At 65.0% G+C, this 20,962-nt stretch carries 24 protein-coding genes; 17 read left to right on the plus strand and 7 right to left on the minus strand.

Annotated features, from left to right (window positions below; translation table 11 throughout):
- Window positions 1-94: 94 nt before the first annotated feature.
- Together hisG and IVB19_RS04835 are read right to left on the minus strand one after the other, a co-directional pair.
- Entirely contained in the window at window positions 95-1,072 is a 978-nt protein-coding gene (gene hisG / locus IVB19_RS04830) for an ATP phosphoribosyltransferase (protein ID WP_018453440.1), read from the minus strand.
- Window positions 1,073-1,075: 3 nt separating this feature from the next.
- Entirely contained in the window at window positions 1,076-2,224 is a 1,149-nt protein-coding gene (locus IVB19_RS04835; RefSeq protein WP_026232531.1) for an ATP phosphoribosyltransferase regulatory subunit, read from the minus strand.
- Between the two features lie 734 nt (window positions 2,225-2,958).
- Between IVB19_RS04835 and IVB19_RS04840 the strand changes: the two genes are divergently transcribed.
- Window positions 2,959-3,903 (plus strand): helix-turn-helix domain-containing protein, encoded by a 945-nt coding sequence (locus IVB19_RS04840; protein ID WP_240543985.1) that lies wholly within the window; start codon window positions 2,959-2,961, stop codon window positions 3,901-3,903.
- Window positions 3,904-3,912: 9 nt separating this feature from the next.
- Here the strand turns inward: IVB19_RS04840 and IVB19_RS04845 are convergent, their stop codons facing one another.
- Window positions 3,913-4,665, minus strand: a complete 753-nt coding sequence (locus IVB19_RS04845) for a 16S rRNA (uracil(1498)-N(3))-methyltransferase (protein ID WP_018453443.1) — start codon at window positions 4,663-4,665, stop codon at window positions 3,913-3,915.
- A 209-nt stretch (window positions 4,666-4,874) separates the two neighbouring features.
- Here IVB19_RS04845 and IVB19_RS04850 point away from each other — a divergent pair, with 209 nt between their 5' ends.
- A complete protein-coding gene (locus tag IVB19_RS04850) occupies window positions 4,875-5,534 on the plus strand; it encodes a hypothetical protein (protein ID WP_085350104.1) in 660 nt (219 codons plus the stop codon).
- Window positions 5,531-6,463: a 4-hydroxybenzoate octaprenyltransferase gene (gene ubiA, locus IVB19_RS04855; RefSeq protein ID WP_018453445.1), complete on the plus strand. Its 933-nt coding sequence runs from the start codon at window positions 5,531-5,533 to the stop codon at window positions 6,461-6,463. Before IVB19_RS04850 ends, ubiA begins: the two co-directional genes overlap by 4 nt.
- On the opposite strand, the gene IVB19_RS04860 is transcribed toward ubiA, so the two are convergent.
- The gene (locus IVB19_RS04860; protein ID WP_018453446.1) at window positions 6,460-6,978 is read right to left on the minus strand and encodes a DUF6101 family protein; all 519 of its coding nucleotides are present in this window, start codon (window positions 6,976-6,978) and stop codon (window positions 6,460-6,462) included. The two genes, ubiA and IVB19_RS04860, sit on opposite strands and share 4 nt — an antisense overlap.
- Window positions 6,979-7,242: 264 nt before the next feature.
- On the opposite strand from IVB19_RS04860, the gene IVB19_RS04865 reads away from it, so the two are divergent.
- The 7 genes from IVB19_RS04865 (at window position 7,243) to IVB19_RS04895 (ending at window position 13,364) form a co-directional block, all read left to right on the plus strand.
- The gene (locus tag IVB19_RS04865; protein ID WP_018453447.1) at window positions 7,243-8,646 is read left to right on the plus strand and encodes a TldD/PmbA family protein; all 1,404 of its coding nucleotides are present in this window, start codon (window positions 7,243-7,245) and stop codon (window positions 8,644-8,646) included.
- Window positions 8,633-9,451: an inositol monophosphatase family protein gene (locus IVB19_RS04870; protein WP_018453448.1), complete on the plus strand. Its 819-nt coding sequence runs from the start codon at window positions 8,633-8,635 to the stop codon at window positions 9,449-9,451. The genes IVB19_RS04865 and IVB19_RS04870 overlap by 14 nt, the downstream gene beginning before the upstream one ends.
- Window positions 9,452-9,511: 60 nt before the next feature.
- Entirely contained in the window at window positions 9,512-9,754 is a 243-nt protein-coding gene (locus IVB19_RS04875) for a DUF4170 domain-containing protein (protein WP_007596929.1), read from the plus strand.
- On the plus strand, window positions 9,751-10,464 hold the full coding sequence (locus tag IVB19_RS04880) for a lysophospholipid acyltransferase family protein (RefSeq protein WP_018453449.1): 714 nt from the start codon (window positions 9,751-9,753) through the stop codon (window positions 10,462-10,464). Before IVB19_RS04875 ends, IVB19_RS04880 begins: the two co-directional genes overlap by 4 nt.
- Entirely contained in the window at window positions 10,427-11,773 is a 1,347-nt protein-coding gene (locus tag IVB19_RS04885) for a 3-deoxy-D-manno-octulosonic acid transferase (RefSeq protein ID WP_018453450.1), read from the plus strand. The genes IVB19_RS04880 and IVB19_RS04885 overlap by 38 nt, the downstream gene beginning before the upstream one ends.
- Complete coding sequence (gene lpxK, locus IVB19_RS04890; RefSeq protein WP_018453451.1) at window positions 11,766-12,782, plus strand: tetraacyldisaccharide 4'-kinase; 1,017 nt, start codon at window positions 11,766-11,768, stop codon at window positions 12,780-12,782. Before IVB19_RS04885 ends, lpxK begins: the two co-directional genes overlap by 8 nt.
- A gap of 246 nt (window positions 12,783-13,028) precedes the next feature.
- Entirely contained in the window at window positions 13,029-13,364 is a 336-nt protein-coding gene (locus IVB19_RS04895; protein ID WP_007596925.1) for a GYD domain-containing protein, read from the plus strand.
- A 327-nt stretch (window positions 13,365-13,691) separates the two neighbouring features.
- On the opposite strand, the gene IVB19_RS04900 is transcribed toward IVB19_RS04895, so the two are convergent.
- Window positions 13,692-13,886: a hypothetical protein gene (locus IVB19_RS04900; protein WP_083926320.1), complete on the minus strand. Its 195-nt coding sequence runs from the start codon at window positions 13,884-13,886 to the stop codon at window positions 13,692-13,694.
- A 492-nt stretch (window positions 13,887-14,378) separates the two neighbouring features.
- On the opposite strand from IVB19_RS04900, the gene IVB19_RS04905 reads away from it, so the two are divergent.
- Window positions 14,379-14,684, plus strand: coding sequence for a hypothetical protein (locus IVB19_RS04905; protein WP_018453454.1), 306 nt, complete (start codon window positions 14,379-14,381; stop codon window positions 14,682-14,684).
- A gap of 16 nt (window positions 14,685-14,700) precedes the next feature.
- On the opposite strand, the gene IVB19_RS04910 is transcribed toward IVB19_RS04905, so the two are convergent.
- The gene (locus IVB19_RS04910; RefSeq protein ID WP_007596922.1) at window positions 14,701-14,928 is read right to left on the minus strand and encodes a DUF2093 domain-containing protein; all 228 of its coding nucleotides are present in this window, start codon (window positions 14,926-14,928) and stop codon (window positions 14,701-14,703) included.
- A 175-nt stretch (window positions 14,929-15,103) separates the two neighbouring features.
- Between IVB19_RS04910 and IVB19_RS04915 the strand changes: the two genes are divergently transcribed.
- Together IVB19_RS04915 and IVB19_RS04920 are read left to right on the plus strand one after the other, a co-directional pair.
- Window positions 15,104-15,928, plus strand: coding sequence for a dienelactone hydrolase family protein (locus IVB19_RS04915; protein ID WP_018453455.1), 825 nt, complete (start codon window positions 15,104-15,106; stop codon window positions 15,926-15,928).
- A 259-nt stretch (window positions 15,929-16,187) separates the two neighbouring features.
- Window positions 16,188-16,358 (plus strand): hypothetical protein, encoded by a 171-nt coding sequence (locus IVB19_RS04920; protein WP_198293346.1) that lies wholly within the window; start codon window positions 16,188-16,190, stop codon window positions 16,356-16,358.
- A 264-nt stretch (window positions 16,359-16,622) separates the two neighbouring features.
- Here the strand turns inward: IVB19_RS04920 and xseA are convergent, their stop codons facing one another.
- The gene (gene xseA / locus IVB19_RS04925; RefSeq protein ID WP_026232534.1) at window positions 16,623-18,245 is read right to left on the minus strand and encodes an exodeoxyribonuclease VII large subunit; all 1,623 of its coding nucleotides are present in this window, start codon (window positions 18,243-18,245) and stop codon (window positions 16,623-16,625) included.
- Window positions 18,246-18,382: 137 nt separating this feature from the next.
- Between xseA and IVB19_RS04930 the strand changes: the two genes are divergently transcribed.
- The 4 genes from IVB19_RS04930 to IVB19_RS04945 all read left to right on the plus strand — a co-directional run bounded on the left by IVB19_RS04930 (window position 18,383) and on the right by IVB19_RS04945 (window position 20,744).
- Window positions 18,383-19,393, plus strand: a complete 1,011-nt coding sequence (locus IVB19_RS04930; protein WP_026232535.1) for an alpha/beta hydrolase — start codon at window positions 18,383-18,385, stop codon at window positions 19,391-19,393.
- On the plus strand, window positions 19,390-19,944 hold the full coding sequence (locus tag IVB19_RS04935; protein WP_247299349.1) for a hypothetical protein: 555 nt from the start codon (window positions 19,390-19,392) through the stop codon (window positions 19,942-19,944). The genes IVB19_RS04930 and IVB19_RS04935 overlap by 4 nt, the downstream gene beginning before the upstream one ends.
- Window positions 19,944-20,243, plus strand: a complete 300-nt coding sequence (locus IVB19_RS04940) for a winged helix-turn-helix domain-containing protein (RefSeq protein WP_018453460.1) — start codon at window positions 19,944-19,946, stop codon at window positions 20,241-20,243. Before IVB19_RS04935 ends, IVB19_RS04940 begins: the two co-directional genes overlap by 1 nt.
- Before the next feature lie 321 nt (window positions 20,244-20,564).
- Window positions 20,565-20,744 (plus strand): hypothetical protein, encoded by a 180-nt coding sequence (locus tag IVB19_RS04945; RefSeq protein ID WP_018453462.1) that lies wholly within the window; start codon window positions 20,565-20,567, stop codon window positions 20,742-20,744.
- The last annotated feature ends 218 nt before the right edge of the window (window positions 20,745-20,962 follow it).

Consider the following 20,962-nt stretch of genomic DNA (forward strand, 5'->3'; position numbering starts at 1 on the left):
AGGTTCCAGAGGCGTTCAAGGTCATCTCAACAGCATATGGTAGCTGCCGTTTGCTGTCGCTACGCTGAACGGAATTGCTCAACAAACTTTGGGCTCACTGCCGCAGGAACGCCTCGAGCCTGGCGAACAGCGGGTTCTCCCGGTCGAACACGTAATCCAGCGAAACCACCGAGACGGTCTCGGCGCCATGCCCGCGCAGGAAGCTCGCGAGTGCATAGAGCTGGCCCGGCGGGCAGTGCAGCGTGAGCATGCCTGACGAGGTCGGTCCGCCGAACGGGGCTTCGACGCCGAAGCGCTCATGGGCCTCGGTGAGCATGGCCGCGTCGCACTGGCGGAAGCGGGTGCGGACTTCGCGGTATTTGTTGGCCCGCGCCCGCGCCGCGATGTGATCGAGGATGATTCGCGCGGTCTCCCGCGCTTGCGGCGACCAATCGGCGTCCCTTGAGGCGACCAGATTGGCCTGGCTGCGCAGGATCACGCCGTCGTCGAGCACCCGCAATCCGTTGGCGGCGAGCGTCGCGCCGGTCGTGGTGATATCGACGATCAACTCGGCGCTGCCGGCGGCCGGTGCGCCTTCGGTCGCGCCCGTGCTTTCGACGATGCGGTAATCGGTGATGCCTTGGCTCTGGAAGAAGGCGCGGGTGAGATTGATGAACTTGGTTGCGACCCGCATCCGCATGTGATGCTGCTCGCGGAAGCCGGTGGTGACGTCGTCGAGGTCGGCCATGGTGCGGACGTCGATCCACGCCTGCGGCACCGCGACGACGACGTCGGCATAGCCGAAGCCGAGGCCTTCGATCAGGGAGACGCGCTTGTCGGCGTCCGCGATGGTCTCCCGCACCAGATCCTCGCCAGTGACGCCGAGATGCGCCGAGCCGCGGGACAGTTGCGAGGCGATTTCGCTCGCCGAGAGATAGGCGACCTCGACATTGTCGAGGCCAGCGAGCGTGCCGCGATAGTCGCGGGCGCCGCCCGCCTTCGACAGCTTCAGCCCGGCGCGGGCGAAGAAGGCCTCGGTATTTTCCTGAAGGCGGCCCTTGGAGGGAACGGCCAGAACGAATGGCGCGCTCATGACTTAAGCTCCCACCTTGCGGCCGATCCGGGTCAGCGCATCCACCCAGACCGAGAAACCGACCGCGGGGATCGGCTCGGCCGATCCAAGCTGGGTCATCAATCCGTCATAGCGGCCGCCGGCAACCAGCGGCTCGGCGCCGTTGCCGCGGTGATGCAGCTCGAATTCGAAGCCGGTGTAGTAGTCGAGCCCGCGCCCGAACGCGGTGGAAAAGCGCGTCGCCTTCACATCGATGCCGCGCGCGGCCATGAAGCCGACCCGGCTTTCGAACTGGTCGATCGCAGCACTGAGGTCGAGCTTCGCATCATTGGTGAGCGCGCGCAGCTCGGCCACGGCGTCATCGGGGTTACCCGATATCGACAGGAAACGTTTGAGCACGGCGATGGCCTCGCGCGGCAGCGCGCCGCCCTTCAGCGTCGACTGCTCGAGGAAGCGGTCGGCAATCTCGGCGGTGGTGCGGCCGCCGACATTGGTGGTGCCGGCGATCGACATGAGGTCGGTTACGAAAGCGAGCGCTGCCTTGCGGTCGGAGCCGGCGAGCGCCGCGAGCACGCCCTCATATTCGCTGCGGGTCGCGGTGGTCGCGGCTGCCAGCCGCTCGAGATCTTGCTCCAGGCTGATCTTGCGGTTGAAATCCTTGACCAGGCGGCGGCGCCAGACCGGATAGAGGTCGAGCGCGTCGAGCAGCGCGTTGAACAGCGCCACGTCGCCGGTGCGGATCTCGACGTCGCGAACGCCGAAGGCGGCGGTCGCCTCCAGCGCCAGCGCCAGCATTTCGGCATCGGCCGCGGCGCGGTCCTGGCGGCCGAACGACTCGATGCCGGCCTGCAGGAATTCGCTGCTCTGGCCGCTGCGGTAGCGGAACACCGGGCCGAGATAACTGAACCCGGCCGGCTGGCCGGCACGGCCAGAGCTGAGGTAATCGCGGGCCACCGGTATGGTCAGGTCCGGGCGCAGGCAGAGCTCATCGCCGGATAGGTCCGTTGTCAGGTACAGGCTCTTGCGGATGTCCTCGCCGGAGAGATCCAGGAACGGTTCGGCCGGCTGCAGGATGGCGGGCTCGGCCCTGACATAGCCGGCCTGCGCGAACGACAGCAGCAGCGTGTCCGCCCAGGCGGAGCCGGCAGCATTTGAGGTGGCAGTCGCGGTCATCTCGGGGTCCATCGTCCCGGTGGAACCGGGCAGGGCAAGCAGGGAACGAATTGCCGCAGGCCTTAGCATGGCCCGGAAGCGGTTTCGACCTCCAAAGGATCAATCGCTTAACAGCGCCGGAGCGACGCACCGTCAGCAGAGGATGCGAAGCCCAATTCAGGCGTCGTCGCCAAGCTAGGTAATATAATACCTAATCGCGCTGCGGCCGATCGAGTTAGGTTGGACGCCTCACCCTCATTCATTCGGCCAGCGAGCTCTCCGGGCCGCTTCCACGAAGGAATGGCCGCCTGGCCGGAATGCTCGCTGCCTCACATGTAACCTCATCCGCGAGCTGCTTGGCCCGGTTGAGGGTGTCCACTGGTCGCATGCTCAATTTGGGTAGGGCGGACGGTCCGTTCGCAGAGCCTTCGTTTACAATGCGAAAGTTGGTTTCCGATTCATGCGGCAACGCACAGACGTTATCGGAACGGTCGCGCGACACACGCTGGCCTATATGCTGTTTTGATTAGCGAGATGTTCCGGCACTACGACTTAGATCCACTCGACCTTCTGATCGTTCGTGCCATTCTCAATGCCCCGCGACCTGCGGCGCGCCGGGGCCAGAGCGCCGGGTGGTTTGCGCCGCGCTAAAGTCGCCGTCTCTACGAAGAACGTCAGGTAAGCAGCAGAACATGGATCAAAGCCGTCTAGTCCCTGCTCGCGAGGCAATGCAAAAGATAGCGGCGGATCGCTTGATGTCGTTCCAGGATCTCAAGCCGTCCTCGGCGCTCGAGCTCAAATCGTATGACATCGATCATTTCGGTGAGACCGAGAAATACGCCGGCGCATCGAGCATGCCGTTGTCTGTCGGGACGACCGCGATCATGCGTGCCCGGCTCACCTTGCCGACCCTGACCCTGTCGCTGTTGAAAACCTTCCCCCGGATCATTCGCGGCTATCAGCTCACCAATGCTGCCGCAGTGGTGGTACCGATGGATCACGTGACCTCTGCCCGCATAAACGGGCAATCGACCGGCGGTTCTGTTGTCATTCTAAAAGGCGGTTCAGATTGCTTGGTGCATGAGCCGGAGGGGCGTCTGCTGGCGGTGGTCTACTTCAGTCCATCCGGGCGGGAGCCATTGCCTGAATTGAGCGATGGATGCCATTTGCTGAATCCGGCGCCGGACGTGCTTGCCTCGCTGCGCCGTCTGATCTCGATCTCGCTTGAAACCGCGGCAAATGACCCGGACTTCCTGAATGAGCCGGCTTCGCAAACGATTGTCGAACGGTCACTGCTCAGCACGATGGATGCGGCGATCTGGTCCAGTGTCGCAAGCGCACCTGCGTCGTCCACCACCGAGCATTATCGGCGGATCGTGGCTGATATGGAAAAACTGATTCGGCGCGATCTGATGATCTGGCACAAGACCACCGAACTGGCGGAACAGGCGGGCGTGTCGGTCCGGACTCTCCAGAGTGCGACACGGGCCATCTGCGGCATGAGCCCACATCGCTATAGCCGGGTCTTGCGCCTCTGGTCGGTACGCAAGCAACTGCGCACCGGCCGAGCAGGCCGGAGTGTGAAGTCCTGCGCGCTTGCGCATGGTTTCTGGCATCTCAGCGAATTCGCAGCGAGCTACAGAGAGGCTTTCGGAGAGTTGCCTTCGGAGACCCTGAACCGATCGCTACGAGGCGAATAGCAACGTGCCTTAGCCGCGTTCGCCACCCCAGTCGCCCAGCACCGCCTGCACCAGCGCCAGCGCGGCCACCGCGGCGGTGTCGGCCCGCATGATGCGGGGTCCGAGCGCCAGCCGCAGGATTTTCGGCTGCCGCAGCAGCAGGACCCGCTCTTCCTCGGCAAAGCCGCCTTCGGGTCCGATCAGCACGTCGATTCCCTCCCCGGCGCGTGCGGCTTGCAAGCTCCGAATGGGGTTTTCGAGCTCCGCCGCCTCGTCGCAGAAGATCAGCAGCCTGCCAGCGGCGCGCTGGGTCAAGAAGCGCTCCAGCGGCACCGGCTCGGCAACGGTGGCGATGCTGAGAATGCCGCATTGCTCGGCCGCCTCGACGACATTGGCGCGCATCCGCTCGGTATTGACGCGTGAGGCCTGGGTGAATCGGGTCAGAACCGGCTGCAGGCTGGCGGCGCCCATCTCGATGGCCTTCTGCACCATGTAGTCGAGCCGGGCATGCTTGAGCGGAGCGAAGATGTAGGCGAGGTCGGGCAGCCGGTCCTGCGGCCGGGTCTGCTGGAGGATGACGAGACCGTCCGGCCGCTTGCGGCCTTCAATGGCGGCCTGCCACTCGCCGTCGCGGCCGTTGAACGCCAAAACCTCGGCCCCGGCGGCAAGCCGCAGCACATTGCCGAGATAATTGCTCTGGTCGCGGTCGAGCTCGACCCTGCCGTCCTGGGCAAGCGGGGCGTCGACGAACAGGCGGGGGCCGCGGAAATCGTGGGAAGGCATCGTCAAAGGTCCGATTTGCCGCCGTTCTTAACCGAAAGCAGTCCTTTCGGGGTAAATTTTGCCAAAATGGTGCGTCGGCGCGCCGCGCTCCCGCCCTATTCAACGGGTTGTTAAGGGCCGGCGGGAATCGTAAAATCGCGAGCACGCCGGTTGCGCTTCAATTGGGAAGACGCCGAACCCCGCAAGCTCCTGCCGGAGAGACTGCCTTGATGATCCGTCATTTGATGGTTCCGATCACTGCCGCCATGGTCACGATGGGCGCCGTTGGTGCCTATGCGCAGGGCTTCCCCGCGCCGCTGCCGGGCCAAGCCCCAACCAGTTCCGCCTTCCCGCCCGTCAATGGCTCGGCGCCCGTCGCCTCCGTCGGCGGCGCGCCGCAATCCTCCTTCCCCGTGAATGGCGCCGCTCCTGTCGGTGGCGCCGGCGCCTTCAGCGCGGCCCCGCCGACGCAAGCCGGTCCCGGCGAGGACTGCATGAAGGCGTTCATGCCTCTGCGCGAAGATGCCGAAAAACGCGGCAAGCTGATCAAGGCCGCGAGCGACCGTCACGCCCCGCCTGACGAGGCCTGCAAGCTGATCCGCAACTTCAGCCAGGCTGAGACCAAGATGATCAAGTACATCGAGGCCAATGCCTCGAAGTGCGGGATTCCGGCGCAGGTCGGCGCGCAGATGAAGGACGGCCACAAGAACACCGAGGCCATGGCGGCGAAGGTCTGCAATGTTGCGCAGCAGATGCAGAACCAGCCGCGCGGACCGGCCGGTCCGTCGCTGAGCGAAGTGCTGGGTTCGGGCTCGCCGCCCGAGGCCAATGCCGGTAAGAAGGGCGGCAGCACCTTCGACACACTCAACGGCAACGTCCTGACGCGATGAGCGACACGTCAGCCCGAGTTGCCGATTCCACCGGCAACTGGGTCGATACGCGTGCGCCGCAATGGGCGCGGCCTTATCTGCGCTTGTCCCGCTTCGATCGTCCGATCGGCTCCTGGCTCCTGTTGATGCCGTGCTGGTGGTCGGCGGCGCTCGCCGCCGGCATGGCCCATGACGTCCGCGGCCTGCCGCTCACCATCGTCCTGTTCTTCATCGGCGCCTTCGTCATGCGGGGGGCAGGCTGTACCTGGAACGACATCACCGACCGTGACCTCGACGACAAGGTCGAGCGCACCCGCTCGCGGCCGCTGCCCTCCGGCCAGGTGAGCGCGAAGCAGGCGCTGGCGTTCATGGTCGCGCAGGCGCTGATCGGGCTCGTGGTGTTGCTGCAGTTCAACCGCTTCGCGATCCTGACCGGCATTGCCTCGCTGCTGATCGTCGCGATCTACCCGTTCATGAAGCGCATCACCTGGTGGCCGCAGATCGTGCTCGGGCTCGCGTTCTCCTGGGGCGCCCTGATGGGATTTGCCGTCACCTTCGGGCGGATCGATGTCACCGCGCTCGTGCTCTATGCCGGCGCGATCTCCTGGGTGATCGGCTACGACACGATCTACGCGCATCAGGACGCCGAGGACGATGCGCTGATCGGCATCAAGTCCACCGCGCGCCTGTTCGGTGCGCATACGCACCAGGCGCTGATACTGTTCTACGGCCTCGCGGTGCTGCTGATCGGCGTGGCGCTGGCGTCGGGCGATGCGCGCTGGCCGGCCTGGCTCGGACTTGGGGCCTTCGCCGTGCATCTGGCCTCGCAGATCGGGCGGCTGAATATCAGCGATGGCGATCTCTGCAAGCGCCTGTTCTACTCGAACCGCGACGCTGGGCTGTTGTTGTTTGCGGGTTTGCTGGCCGACGCGGTGATGCGGACGGCTTAACTCCGGGCGATGATCTCGCGCTCATCGCGATGCACCGACAACTCCCGTGCGACACCGGTGCGGCGGCGCATCAGAAATTTCGGACGGCGGTCGCGAATCGGGTTGGCGCGGCGACGGCGCGGCGCGGGCTGGCGTGCGCCTTCGTCGAGCTGCGGAAGTGCGAACAGCTCGCTCCAGATTGCCCAGGCCTCAACGAGTTCGTCGCCGTCGGCGCTGACCAGCAGCGGAATGGAGAGCGAGGGATCGCGATGAACGAGGACGAGGGTCTGGGCCTCGTCGTTGCCGCGCAGCGCGACGCCGGTGAAGTCGCTGACGCGAACATTGATTGCCATCCGCATGCCGCGGACGGCACGGTGCAGCACGACACGTTCGCGATGAAGCTCGATCTGCCGTACATATCCGTCGGCGCGCGGATCATGCGCATCGAAGCGGACCGGAAGGGAAAGGGGGTCGAGCCGCAGGGAGCGGCTCGACCCGGCGGGAGCGATCCCGCTTGTTGCTGTTTGACGCCTCACGGCTTTAGTTCTCCCCGCCAGGATTATGTTCCCGGTCGATGCGAGGACCTTAGCGCGAGCCTTTCCGAAACCGCTTAAAAAGGCTGGTTAATCCAACCTCACCGCCGCGCATGATTGACAAGACCTTGGCGCGCATGATTGACGAGACGTTGCGCGCAAGGTGCGAATCTGAGCTTTTGGTGGGCTGAAAATGCTTGAAGTCCGCGCGATCAGGGCACATCTGTGGGTTCCGGTCCCGCAGCCCGCCCCAACAGGATTTCGTTTGTGAACCCTTCACCAAGCTCGACGCTTTCGCCCAAGGATTCGTCCACAGCCAGCCGCGACCTGTTCGACCAGTCTGCGCTCTCCGATCTCGCGCAGCGGCTGGTGGAGGCTGCAAGGCGCGCCGGCGCGGATGCGGCCGATGCAGTCGCCGTGCGTGGCGTCTCGCAAGGCGTCGAGGTCCGCGACGGCCGCGTCGAGGAATCCGAACGGTCCGAGGGCGACGATGTCGGCCTGCGCGTGCTGGTCGGCCGCCGTCAGGCGGTGGTCTCGACCAATGATACCAGCGGCGATGCCGTGACCAAGCTTGCCGAGCGAGCGGTTGCGATGGCGCGCGTCGCGCCCGACGACAAATATGTCGGCCTTGCCGATCCGGCACTGCTCGCGCGCGACTTCCCCGATCTCGATCTGCTCGACCCTGACGTGCCCGCGACCTCGGAACTCGAGCGTCGCGCGCTCGAAGCCGAGGCTGCGGCGCTTGGTGTGAAGGGCGTGACCAAATCCGGCGGCGCCTCGGCCTCCGCCGGCATGGGCGGCATGGTGCTCGTCACCAGCACCGGCTTCCACGGTTCTTATCTGCGGTCCAGCCAGGGCATCTCCGCCACCGCCATTGTCGGTGACGGCACCGGCATGGAGCGCGACTACGACTTCACCTCGGCGCCGCATGGTGTAGACCTCTTGTCACCGGAGATCGTCGGCCGTTCCGCGGGCGAGCGCACCGTGGCGCGCTTCAATCCGCGCAAGGTCGAGACCTGCAAGGTGCCTGTGGTGTTCGATCCGCGCGTCGCGGGCTCGCTGGTCGGTCACGTCGTCGGCGCCATCAATGGCGCTTCGATCGCGCGCAAGACCAGCTTCCTGAAGGACACGCTCGGCCAGCAGCTGTTCGCCAACAACATCCGCATCATCGACGATCCGCTGCGCAAACGCGGCCTGCGCTCGCAGACGTTCGACGCCGAAGGCGTCGCCGTGAAGAAGATCGCGCTGATCGACGAAGGCGTGCTGACGACCTGGCTGCTCGATTGCGCGACCGCGCGTGAGCTCGGCCTCACCACCACCGGCCATGCCCACCGCGGCGTGTCCTCCTCGCCGTCACCCGGCCCGTACAATCTGCATCTTGAACCCGGCACGCCGACGCCGGCCGAGCTGATCTCCGACATCAAGCAGGGGTTCTACGTCACCGATTTGATCGGCTCGGGCGTCAACGGCGTCACCGGCGATTACAGCCGCGGCGCCTCCGGCTTCTGGATTGAGAACGGCGAACTCACTTATCCCGTGAGCGAGGTGACGATCGCCGGCCATCTGTTCGAGATCTTCAGGTCGATGCAGCCGGCGAACAATCTCGAGTTCCGCTACGGCGTCAATGCGCCGACGGTGCGCATCGAGGGTTTGACGCTTGGCGGACGTTGACGCGAACGCAACCGGTGAAGCCATCCTGACGCGCGACGCGGCGCTGCTGCAAGAGACGGTGCGGGAGGCGGGCGCACTCGCGCAGTCGATGTTCCGCACCGAGCTGAAGAAGTGGACCAAGGGCGCGTCCTCGCCGGTCTCGGAAGCCGACATTGCCGTCAACGATCTCCTGGAAGCGCGCCTGCGCGCGGCGACGCCCGACTATGGCTGGCTGTCGGAGGAGAGCGCCGACGACGAGGTGCGGCTGTCGCGGCGGATGACCTGGATCGTCGATCCCATCGACGGCACCCGCAACTATCTCAATGGCCATGACGAATGGTGCGTCAGCGTGGCGCTGGTCGAGGATGCCTCGCCAGTGCTGGCCGCGGTGTTCGCGCCGACGAGCGAAGAGTTCTTTTTCGCCGCCCGCGGCCAGGGCACGACCCTCAACGAGGTGCCGGTGCGGGCGACGTCGGGATCCGAGCTTGACTTCTCGCGGGTCGCGGGTCCGAAGCCCCTGGTCGAGCGCCTGAAGCCGTCACTGGGCGAGATCAAGCTGCATCCGCGAATCGGTTCGCTCGCGCTGCGTCTGTGCCGGGTCGCTCATGGCGCGCTGGATGCGGCTTTTGCGGGCGGCAACAGTCATGATTGGGACCTTGCGGCGGCGGATTTGATCGTGCAGGAAGCCGATGGTAGGATGAGCGATCTCTCCGGAGATCCCATCCTCTATAACCGCCGGCAAGTCACGCATGGGGTGCTGGTGGCAGCGGGTCGCGATCGTCATGCGAACATTGTCTCGCATTTTCGAAACCGCCCCTTGCCGTGAAGCGCTTTCTCGTGCTTGTCGAACACTGCTTTGCCGGGCAGCCCGTTAGGAACAGAACCGATGCCAGATAGTGCCCCGCAACAACTGCTCCACCTCGTCGTCGGCGGCGAGCTCGTCGATCTCGAGCACAACACCTTCAAGAACCTCGACGACGTTGAGATCGTTGGCCTCTATCCGAACTATGCGACCGCGCACGCCGCCTGGCGCGCCAAGGCGCAGAGCACGGTCGACAACGCGCAGATGCGCTATTTCATCGTCCATCTCCACCGGCTGCTCGACCCGAATCAAGAACCGGCGCGTTGAAAAAGCTGCTTCGCAATACGCTGAGGAGCAGCTTCGTTCAGCGTGCCGTCGGAATCCTGGCGGCCGAATATCTGCGTCTGGTCTGGCGGACGAACACATTCACGTTCGATCCGCCTGACGTCTATGACCGCGTCGAACCGCAGATCCCGGCGATCTTCGCCTTTTGGCACGGCCAGCATTTCCTCACCCCCTTCATCAAGAACAAGGACTGGTACAAGGCCAGGGTCCTGATCTCCCGTCACCGCGACGGCGAGTTCAACGCGATTGCCGCCGAGCGGCTCGGCATCGGCACCATCCGCGGCTCCGGCGACCATGGCGGCGCGTTTCACCGCAAAGGCGGGGTCGGTGCCTTCAAGGAAATGGTGCGGACGCTCGAGGACGGTTGTAATGTCGCGCTGACCGCTGACGTCCCCAAGCGCTCGCGCGTGGCTGGGCTCGGCATCATCATGCTGGCACGGGAATCGGGGCGGCCGATCATGCCTTTTGCGATGGCGACCAGCCGCTTCGTCCGGCTCAAGAACTGGGACCGCACCACCATCAACCTGCCGTTCGGGCGGGGCGCGTTGGTCGGCATCAAGGAAATCCACGTTCCGCCGGATGCGGACGCCGCCACCATGGAAGCGCTGCGGCTCGAGCTGGAGGAGACCTTGAACGAGGCGACCCGCCGCGCCTATGCGCAACTCGGCCGGCCGGGACCTGCAGATGCCTAAATCGCTACCGGGCTCGCTGCCGTTGACGCTGCGGATGTACCGGCGCCTGGCGCGCGGCCTGGTGCCGCTCGCGCCTGTGCTGATCAAGCGGCGCCTGAAGCAGGGCAAGGAAGATCCCGCGCGCGTCGGCGAACGGCGGGGCCTGTCCCGGGACGTGCGACCGCACGGTCCGCTGGTCTGGATTCACGGCGCCAGCGTCGGCGAGGTCCTCGCCGCGGCGGCCCTGATCGAGCGCTTGCGCGATCTGAACCTGCGCATTCTGCTCACCTCGGGCACCGTCACGTCGGCTGCTATTGTCGCAAAGCGCTTTCCGCCCGACGTCATCCATCAATACGTGCCGTATGATTCCCCGCGCTACGTCGCGCGCTTCCTCGACCATTGGAAGCCGTCGCTGGCGCTGTTCATCGAATCCGATCTCTGGCCGAACCTGATCCTGGCAGGCGCTGCGCGTCGCGTGCCGATGGTGCTGATCAACGGGCGGATGTCGCCGCGCTCCTTCCCGCGCTGGCGCCGCATGCAGGGCACCATCTCGGCGCTGCTGTCGCGTTTCGACATTTGTCTGGCGCAGTCGAAGACCGATGCCGAGCGCTTCTCGGCGCTCGGCGGCCGGGACGTCGTCACCACGGGCAATCTCAAGCTCGACGTGCCGGCGCCGCCGGCCGATCCTGCCAAGCTCGAACGGCTGATGGCGATGACGCGCGGGCGTCCGATCATCGTCGCGGCCTCGACCCATCCGGGCGAGGAGGAGATGCTGGTGGCGGCGCATCGCAGCCTCAGCGGTTTCTTCCCGCAGCTCCTGACCGTGATCGTGCCGCGCCATCCGGATCGCGGCTCCTCGATCACAGGCCTGATCACGGCGTCCGGCCTGAAGCCGGCTCTGCGCTCGCGCGACGAGCTGCCGACGGCGACCACCGACGTTTATATCGCCGACACCATGGGCGAGCTCGGCCTGTTCTATCGCCTCTCGGACATCGTGTTCATGGGCGGATCGCTGATCCGCCATGGTGGCCAGAATCCGATCGAAGCGATCAAGCTCGGCGCGGCCATCGTCCATGGTCCGCACGTCTTCAATTTCGCCGACGTCTACGAGGCGCTCGATCACAGCGGCGGTGCGCGCCAGGCCGACACGCAGGAGCTGCTGATCAAGCAGCTCGGCCAGCTGCTCGCCGATCCTGCCGTGCGTCACAAGATCCAGCAATCGGGCGCCGGCGTGGTCGAGGATCTCGGCGGCGCGCTCAACCGCACCATGACCGCGCTCGAGCCTTATCTTCTGCAGTTGCGGATCGAGATGGGGGCCGCCAATGCGTGAGCCGGCCTTCTGGTACCGGCCACGTTCGCTCGAATCGTACGCATTGGGGCCGCTGGGTGCGCTCTACGGCGCGATCACCGAACGGCGGATGCTGCGCGCGGGCGTCGACGCCGGCATCCCCGTGATCTGCGTCGGCAACTACCATGTCGGCGGCGCCGGCAAGACGCCGACCGTGCTGGCGCTGACGAAGCTCCTGCGCGAGCTCGGCGAGACGCCGGTGGTGCTCAGCCGCGGCTATGGCGGTAGCCTCAGGGGCCCGGTAATGGTCGACCGCATGCGTCACACCGCGTCCGACGTCGGCGACGAGCCGCTGATGATGGCGCGCGACGTTCCCGTCACGGTCGCGCGCGACCGTCTCGACGGCGTCGTGCTGGCGAAGTCGCAAGGCGCCACCGTGATCCTGATGGACGACGGTTTCCAGAACCCGCGTCTTCTCAAGGACACCTCGCTGATCGTGATCGACAGTGAGCGCGGCCTCGGCAATGGCAAGGTGTTTCCGGCCGGTCCGCTGCGTGCGCCGCTGAAGGCGCAGCTCGCGCGCACCGACGCGCTGGTCGTGATCGGCGGCGGCCGCGCCGCCGACGATGTCGCGGCCGAGCTAGCCAGGCGCAACAAGCCGGAACTGCGCGCGCGGCTGAAACCCGACGCCGAGGCGGTCGCAAGACTGTTGGGCAAGCCGGTGTTCGCGTTCGCCGGCATCGGCGATCCCGAACGGTTCTTCCGTACGTTGCGCGCCCGCGGCATCGACCTCGCGCGCACGCGCGCCTTTGCCGATCATCACATGTTCTCGAACGAGGAGATCGCAGCCATCGCTGCGGAGGCGGGGCGCGAGCAGCAAACATTGGTAACGACGGAAAAGGATCTTGCTCGCCTGCACGGCCGTGAAGGCGTGCCGGATGACATCGTGCCTTTCGCGGTGCAGCTCGAGTTCGATGACCCGGTTGCGCTTCGGCAATTGATCAGCGATCATCTCTACAAGGCGCGCGAGCGGCGGTTTTCCAGGCGATGATCTCGTAAGGTGGGCGAGATCTGATCGGGACGACATGTCGCACTGATGAATTTCCTTCCGCACGTTCGGGAGTTGATGTAGCCTCGCATGAGAGCCGTCACCGGGACGTGCCGAACTCCCGGAAATCATCGACGGCGTTTATGCCCACGGCGGGCAGTACCTTCATCATTTCAGATGCAGCGGCCGTAACGACGAGTTCGGAACGGCAGGGAAAGTCATTGCCAAAAACCCAGAGGAGAACATGCCATGCATTTTTGCCTCACCGGACAATACACACCCCGCGCTCTCAATGCCATTTTGGAGAACCCCAAGACCGATCGTCAGGAGGCGGCAAGAAAACTCATCGAAGCGGCCGGCGGAAAGCTGATTTCGATGTTCAGCGTTGCGGCCGACGGCCCAGGCGTGTTGGTGATTTTCGATGTGCCTGATCCGGGTGCGGCTCCGGCCATCTCCGGCCTGACCGTCACGGCGGGCACCCTGCAGAACGTGAAACTGACGCGGCTGTTCACGCAGGACGAGATCAAGCAGGTCCGCCAGAACGCGGCGAAGCTGCGTTCTTCGTATACTCCGCCCGGAAGCTGACATCCGGATCTAAAGCGAAGCCGCCGCAGTCGAAGGAAGCGGCGGCAACGCTCACCTCACAGCAAGAAGCACGTCTGCAACCGAGGCAAGGCGAAGGCCTTCCAGCCTGCGTTGACGAACCATGCTGTCCGGTGCGTGCTGCGTCCGCGGCGTTCAGCAGTCAATCATGCTCACCACGCCCCAACGGCCATCAATCCGATAATGGTCAGGCACGAGACGCAGGCCACCATGGCGGTATAGTACTCGGGTGTATTCATTGCTGCCTCCCAAACTGTTGCCAACTGCTTGGTCACTGCTACGGGGAGAGATCGCCGGTCTCGGGCCGCTTCAATTCGGCGCGCGGCGACCGGTCTTGCGTTGTGCGTCCGTCCTCTCATCGTCACCCTGATCCGGATGATGATGCGCGTCGAGAGCTTCAAAGCGTTCAGCTGCGATCAGAAGCTGTTTCCGCATTTCAGCGAGGCGGGCGCGGCAATATTCACGATAGAGCAGGTCTAATATGGTGGGCATGATCACCCCCATCGTTGATTTTCGATTACAGATATTCCACCGCAAATTTTCGAGGTGATCGTAGCCCGACAGATGGCTCTTCGATATGAGCCCGTTCACAGACTGCGCCAATTCCAGAGCTCAGTGGCCGCTTGGCTGACTTGATTGTCTGTGCGATAAAAAGAGCAGGGCCAGTTACCTAAGATGAAGCATAGCGGCGCTTTGTTTCACCAAGACTTCGTCAAACAACCTAAGAGCGCCAATCGCAACAAAGAATCCAACCACAACGCGAAATAACTAACCATGGAGTGCAAGCACTCTTCGATGCAACGCGGATTGGCATAACGGAAATCATCTCGGCTGTGAGAGCAGCATTTCTGATGCGTCCGAACATGCCTCGTGAAAAAGCTGCACCGCTCGTGCTATGCCGGCAGGGCAGCTGCGCTTTGCCCATCGACAGCAGCCTGCCATTCAGGCGCCATTCATCGCAAGCTCCTATCGTTTTCAGACGCTCAGGAGAATGCGATGAAGTTGCCGTCCGCCGCCGTTGCCGCCAGTCTTGTGGGTCTGATCATTGCGCCGGTGTTTGCACAGACGGCACCGCCGGCGGCGTCCACCGCCACAGTGCCGGTCCCCGCGACCAAGCGCGTGACGTGTCTTTCCACGACGGCAAGCCTGAAGGGACAGGACAAGCGCGACCAGATGCAGCTCTGCATGGCGCAGGCGCGGCTCGATTGCCTGAAGCAGGCGATCGATCAGAAGATCGTCGGCGAGACCAGGAAGAGTTTCATCAAGACCTGCGTGGGCGCGGATGGCGCGGAGCAGCGATAGACGCGCGGCTGCGGCCTCACGCCTGCGGCTTGGGCGCGCCCGGGTAATGCCGCTCGAGCACGGCGGCGGGCGTGGCGTAGGCTTCCTGCAGGTCCACGCTCCAGTATTTCAACTCGTCGAGCGGAATGCGCGTATCGGTGATCGCGCAGCGCACGAAGGTCCCCGGCGAGATCACGCGGAAATCGCCGTCGAGATACTGCACCTGCGCTTCGCCATGGCCCGAAGGGCCGAACTTGTTCAGCACGGTCGAAAGTCTCCGTGGAAGGCCGCTCCGGGATCACCTGGGAGGGCACGATGTGTTGGACGGGATGTAGCACAGATAGGGTGGCTTGTCCGCCCGGTAAACCCACCGGTTTGTGATGTTTTGGCGGCGTTTCCGCATGATAGTGCTTGAGCGAAGGATCCAACGGCAAAGTTCGATGCGCCTTCCGTTCACCGCCCTGTTCCTGACCTTCCTGCTCTCGGCCGCGCACGGCTCGCCGGCACCGCAGCCGGTCGAGATTCCGCTGGCGTCCGGCGTGCTGCATGCGCAGCTCTACAAGCCCGAGGGCACCGGGCCGTTTCCGACCGTGATCGCGCTCCACGGCTGCGGCGGCCTCGGTGGCCATTCCGATTCCGTCCTGCCGCGCTATCGCGAATGGGCCGAGCGGCTGCTCAAATCCGGCAACGCCGTGCTGCTCCCTGACAGCTACGGCTCGCGCGAGCTCGGGCCGCAATGCCGCGTCAAGGAGATCCACGTCAAGGCGCGGCGCGAACGCGTCACCGATATCGCGGCGTCGCGCGCCTGGCTGATGAAGCAGAGCTGGGTTGCGCGCGACCGTGTCAGCCTGATGGGCTGGGCCAACGGCGCCAGCGCGCTGCTCTGGGCCGTGCGTCCGCAAAACCTTGCGCGCGAGACGGGTCCGGATTTCCGCGCCGCGATCGCGTTCTATCCGGACTGCAGGATTTCCGCCGGCCTCGGGTGGAGCACACGGGTGCCGACGCTGGTGCTGATCGGCGGCAATGACGACGTCTCGTCGCCGCCGGCCTGCCGCCAGATGGTCGAGGGCGCGCATGGCCGCAGCGCGCTCGCGCGCATCGTGGTCTATCCCGGCGCCTATCACGACTTCGACCGCGCCAACACGCCGCTGCACGCAGCGAGCGGCAGCACCGACGCCGCCGCGCCCGAGCACGGCCATCTCGGCACCGATGCGGCAGCGCGCGCGGAGTCGCAGAAGGAAGTGGCGGAGTGGCTGGCGCGGTGATGGCAGTGCCGTAGCCCGGATGAGCGTAGCGATATCCGGGTAGGCCTGTCCCGCATGTCGCTGCGCTCATGCGGGCTACATGTGGCGAGCGGGCTCGCCGCGCCGTAGCTCGTGAGAAGCGAAGGCGGGGCCGCCGAAGGGAACAACAGCGGACAGCCCCGCATCGACCACCGCCCTGCACGGAAAATGGCCGACCGTGACTCTACGGATCGCGCGCCGTTGTGGTTTCAGCCCGTGACGACGCCATCATTCGACCACGATGTCGATTAAACGCAATCCCATGCGCAACCGCTTCGTCCTGTTCTCCTCCGCCCTGATCGTCTTCACCGTCGCGGTCTTCCTGTTTGAAGCCCATGCCGGCGCGCCGCAACGCGCGCCGGAACATTGCGGCTTCTGGACCACGATCGACGCGGGATTGTCCTGCCGCTGAGACGCGCAGTCTTGTAGCCCGGATGAGCGTAGCGATATCCGGGGCCGCTACTCCCGCATGTCGCTACGCTCATGCGGGCTACGACAGCGAGTTCGTGACACGCGTCCCACACACTCACTGTCATCGCCCGGCTTGACCGGGCGATCCAGTACGCCGAGGCGGTTGTGATGGATCGAGAAGCCGCGGCGTACTGGATTCCCCGCTCCTGTGCGCAATTGCGCACAAGGCGGGGAATGACAGCCAGGGTGGAACGCCGCCCTCCGCCTAAAACAAATTCCCCTGATCCACCGGCTTGCCCACGCGCTTCGGCGCAGGCTTGGCGTCCTGCGCGGCTGGCTTCGCTTGCGCCGGCGCGCGCTTCGCTGCAGCCGCGGGCCGATCCGCATCCGCGGTCGCACCGACACGGCCATCCGCAAACTCGATCTCGACCCGTGCGCCGGGACCGATCTCATTCGCCGAATGCAGCGGATGGCCGGCCTCGTCCCGCACCAGGGCAAAGCCGCGCGCGAGCACGCCGCGATAGGACAAGGCGGAGAGCAGCTTGCCGCTGTTCTCGACGCGGGCATCCAGCCGCTGCAACAGCGTCACCAGCGCGCGGCCCGCGCGCTCGGCAAGGCGATGCGTGCGCTCGCGCTGGCGGTGAATCGCGTTGCGCTGCGCCTGCGCATTGGACAGTTTTGAGGCGCGCAAGCGCACCTCCAGCCCGGCAAAGCGGTCGCGCCGCCGCCGCAAGAGCGAGCGTGCGGATAGGCCGAGCCGTTCGCCGCACACGGTGAGGCGATGATCAGCCTGCGCGATCTGGCCGTGCAGCACCCGCAGCGTCAGCTTGGCGCCTGCGGCGGTGAACCTTCGGAAATGCGCGTGGGTGTTGGCCTTGAGGCAGCGGGGCAGGGACGCACCCGCCGAATCCAGCCGCTGCCGCGGGATCGCCAGCAAATCGCCGGCGGCCGGCAGCGCGCGCGCGGCGGCACGCAGCTCGCTGCGGCGGCTCTCATGGCCGCGCTGCCAGCAGGACCGGGTACGTCGCCCGAGATCGCCGACCTCGACAAAGAGATCGCTGCGCACCGGCACGGCCATCTCGGCCGCCGCCGTCGGCGTCGGTGCGCGCTTGTCGGCGACGAAATCGATCAGCGTGATGTCGGTCTCGTGCCCCACGGCCGAGATCAGCGGGATCATGCTCTCGGCCGCGGCGCGGACCACGATCTCCTCGTTGAACGACCACAGGTCCTCCAGCGAGCCGCCGCCGCGCGCGACGATCAGCACGTCGGGGCGCGGAATCCTGCCGCCCTCCGGCAGCGCATTGAAGCCGCGGATCGCGGCCGCGACCTGCTCGGCCGAGCCTTCGCCCTGCACCTTGACCGGCCACACCAGCACATGGCGGGGAAAGCGGTCCTCCAGCCGATGCAGGATGTCGCGGATCACGGCGCCGGTCGGCGAGGTCACCACGCCGATCACCTCCGGCAGCCACGGCAGAAGCTGCTTGCGCGCCTCGTCGAACAGGCCTTCGGCGGCGAGCTTCCGCTTGCGCTCCTCCATCAGCGCCATCAGCGCGCCGATGCCGGCCGGCTCCAGCGCCTCGATCACGATCTGGTATTTCGAGGAGCCCGGATAGGTCGTGAGCTTGCCGGTGGCGATGACCTCGAGCCCCTCCTGGGGCTTGAAGCGCATGCGCCCGTGCACGCCCTTCCAGATCACCGCCTCGATCTTGGCGCTCTCGTCCTTGAGCGCGAAATAGCAATGGCCGGACGAATGAGCCCCGCGGAAGCCGGAGATCTCGCCGCGGACCCGGACATGGCCATAGGTGTCCTCGACCGTCCGTTTCAGGGACTGGGAGAGCTCCGAGACGGTGAATTCGGGAGTGTTGAGCAGGGGTTCCGCTGAAGGCATCGGCAAACGATTCGGCATGTGGGGATCAGACCCGACGTTAAGGATTTTTGCAGCGCCGCGCCAATCCGGGTATTGACCAAAAGAGTACTCTGCAATATATAGTTCTCTATAGCTGAATAGGCTGAGAGGAGTAGATCATGGCAATTCGAGTGCTGCGCGGCGTTGTGAACGGGCTGAAATGGGCCCTGTGTGCGGTCGGCTGTGTGGCGCTGATCCTGGCTGCCATGATCGCAACGCCGCTGGAGCGGCCGCCGGAGATGAAGTCGGTCTCCGACTCATCGAAGGGGATAGACTGGTCCACGCTGCCTCCGCTCGAGCGCTTCCAGGCCCGCGACGGCACCTGGATCGGTTTCCGCCACTACGCTGCCAATGGTCTTGCAACCGGCCGTGGCGCGATCTTCATCCACGGCTCGTCCGGCTCCAGCGGCACCGTCAATCATGCCCTGACCCATGCCATCGCCGCGCGCGGCGTGGAGACCTGGGCGCTCGACATCCGCGGCCATGGTGGCTCCGGCACGCGCGGCGATATCGGCTATGTCGGCCAGCTCGAGGACGACCTCGTCGACTTCGTCGCTCAAATCCGCAAGACCGCGCCGGAGCTGCCGCTCACCTTGATCGGCCATTCCGCCGGCGCCGGCTTCTCGCTGCGCGTCGCCGCGACGCCGATCATGCAGGACATGTTCGTGCGCACCGTGCTGCTCGCACCCTATCTCGGCTATGACGCGCCGACCAACAAGCCGCATGCCGGCGGCTGGGCCAATGTCGACCTGCCGCGCTTCTTCGCGCTGGCCACGCTGCGCAAGATCGGCATCGACTGCTGTTCGCAGCTTCCGGTGCTCGCGCTCGCCGTGCCGGCGAGTTCGGCAAAATATCTCGTCGCCACCTATTCGGACCGCCTGACGCGCAATTTCGCGACGCGCGGCTATCGCCTCGATCTTCCGGCGGCGACACGTCCGGTCACGATCTTCGGCGGCGCCGAGGACGAGATGATGATCTCGGATAAATATGCAGAAACCGTGCAGGCGGTGAAGCCATCGGTCGACGTCAAGATCATCGACGGCATCAACCACATGGGCATCGTCACCAACCCGAAGGCGATCTCGGTCATCGCCGACGATGTGGCGACGCGCGGGACAGGGCAGTCATGATCGACAGCAAGGAAGCCTCCGCGGCGCTGGCCGATATCGACGACATCGTCCAGCGCGTGAAGCAATCGCAGCTCTACGAGCTGGCGAGCCACGCCGCCGTCTGGTGGGGCGCATTGGTGTTCGCGGGCAATCTCGTGACCTGGCTTTGGCCGGTCTATGCGGGCTACGCCTGGGTTGCCGTGGACGTTTTGGGCGCCGGCGGTCTGGTGGTGCTGCGCATTCTCAATCCGCCGCATCACCCCCATGGCGCCGCCTTCAACATCAGACTGCTTCTGGTGTTCGCGCTGTTCTTCGCCTTCGGTTATCTCTGCACCAACGTGATCGGTCATTTCGGTCCGCGCCAGCTGGGCACGTTCTGGCCGCTCTACTTCATGCTGTTCTATTCGCTGGCGGGTCTCTGGTTCGGCTATGCCTTCATGGCGATCGGTCTCGGTATCTCCGCGCTGACGCTGATCGGCTATTTCTACATCGGCGAGGCGTTCCCGCTCTGGATGGCCTTCGTCAATGGCGGAGGCCTGATCCTCGGCGGCCTCTGGATGCGGCGGATCTGATGGCCGAGCTCGACGACATCATCCACCAGCCGTTGCGGCTGAAGATCATGGCGGCACTGAACGCGCTGCCGGCCACCGCAGGATTGGAATTTTCCCGGCTGAAAAAGCTCACCGGCGCCACCGACGGCAATCTCGGTGCGCATATCGAGACGCTGGCCAAGGCGGGCTACGTGTCGGTGGAGAAAGCCTTCGTCGGCAAGAAGCCGCAGACCACGGTGACCGCGACCGCTGCGGGGCGCGGAGCGTTCGCGCGGCATGTGGCGACGCTGCAGGAGATTATTGCGGGGAAGCAGGGGTAGGACGTACTCATAAATGTCGGCTTACCAACGCAAAGCGGAAGTCTCCCACCTCGGGCATGATCGATGGCTTGTGACCCGAAGCTGACCTGCGAGGCTCGCCCGTACAACGATAGTCCATATCAATTGGGGATTGCCGGCATTGCGATGGCCGATTGCTGCGGGTCCAAAGCTATCTCGATACACGCTCCTTCAAAACTGTCCGCACCTTCAAGTGCCAGAAGCTCATTGCGACGATTGAGGGCACCCACGACATCGATTAATCTATGTTAAGGCCGCGCCCGTAACTGGGAGGTAAAATGTTCCCAACGGGGAAGGCGTGCGATGGACTACCGCGCTTATATCATGGGCGAGGACGGGCGGATCAGCGGCGTTCATGAGATCGATTGCGCCAACGACGACGAGGCCACAGCCAAAGCGAGACAGCTGCTCGACGGCCACGATTTAGAAGTGTGGCACAGAGATCGGCGCGTCACTGTTCTCAAGCACCACACAAGACAGTAAGGCCGCTCAGTGGCGGTCGCGGCCATGCAATGTCCCCGGTCAGGCGGCCCTTAGCGGACATGCTCATCAGCTTGTCCTGACGCCGATAACCGCCATTAGCGGACCCTCGCGAACCCGTACCTACGGGGGGAACCAAGGGGCCCGTGATGCGTTAAGAGCAGTTCGGCGGGCCGGAGGGGCGTCCGCCCATTGCACGAACGACGCTCGTATCGGGTCGT

It is taken from the genome of Bradyrhizobium sp. 187, from assembly GCF_023101005.1.
Taxonomy (GTDB): Bacteria; Pseudomonadota; Alphaproteobacteria; order Rhizobiales; family Xanthobacteraceae; genus Bradyrhizobium; species Bradyrhizobium canariense_D.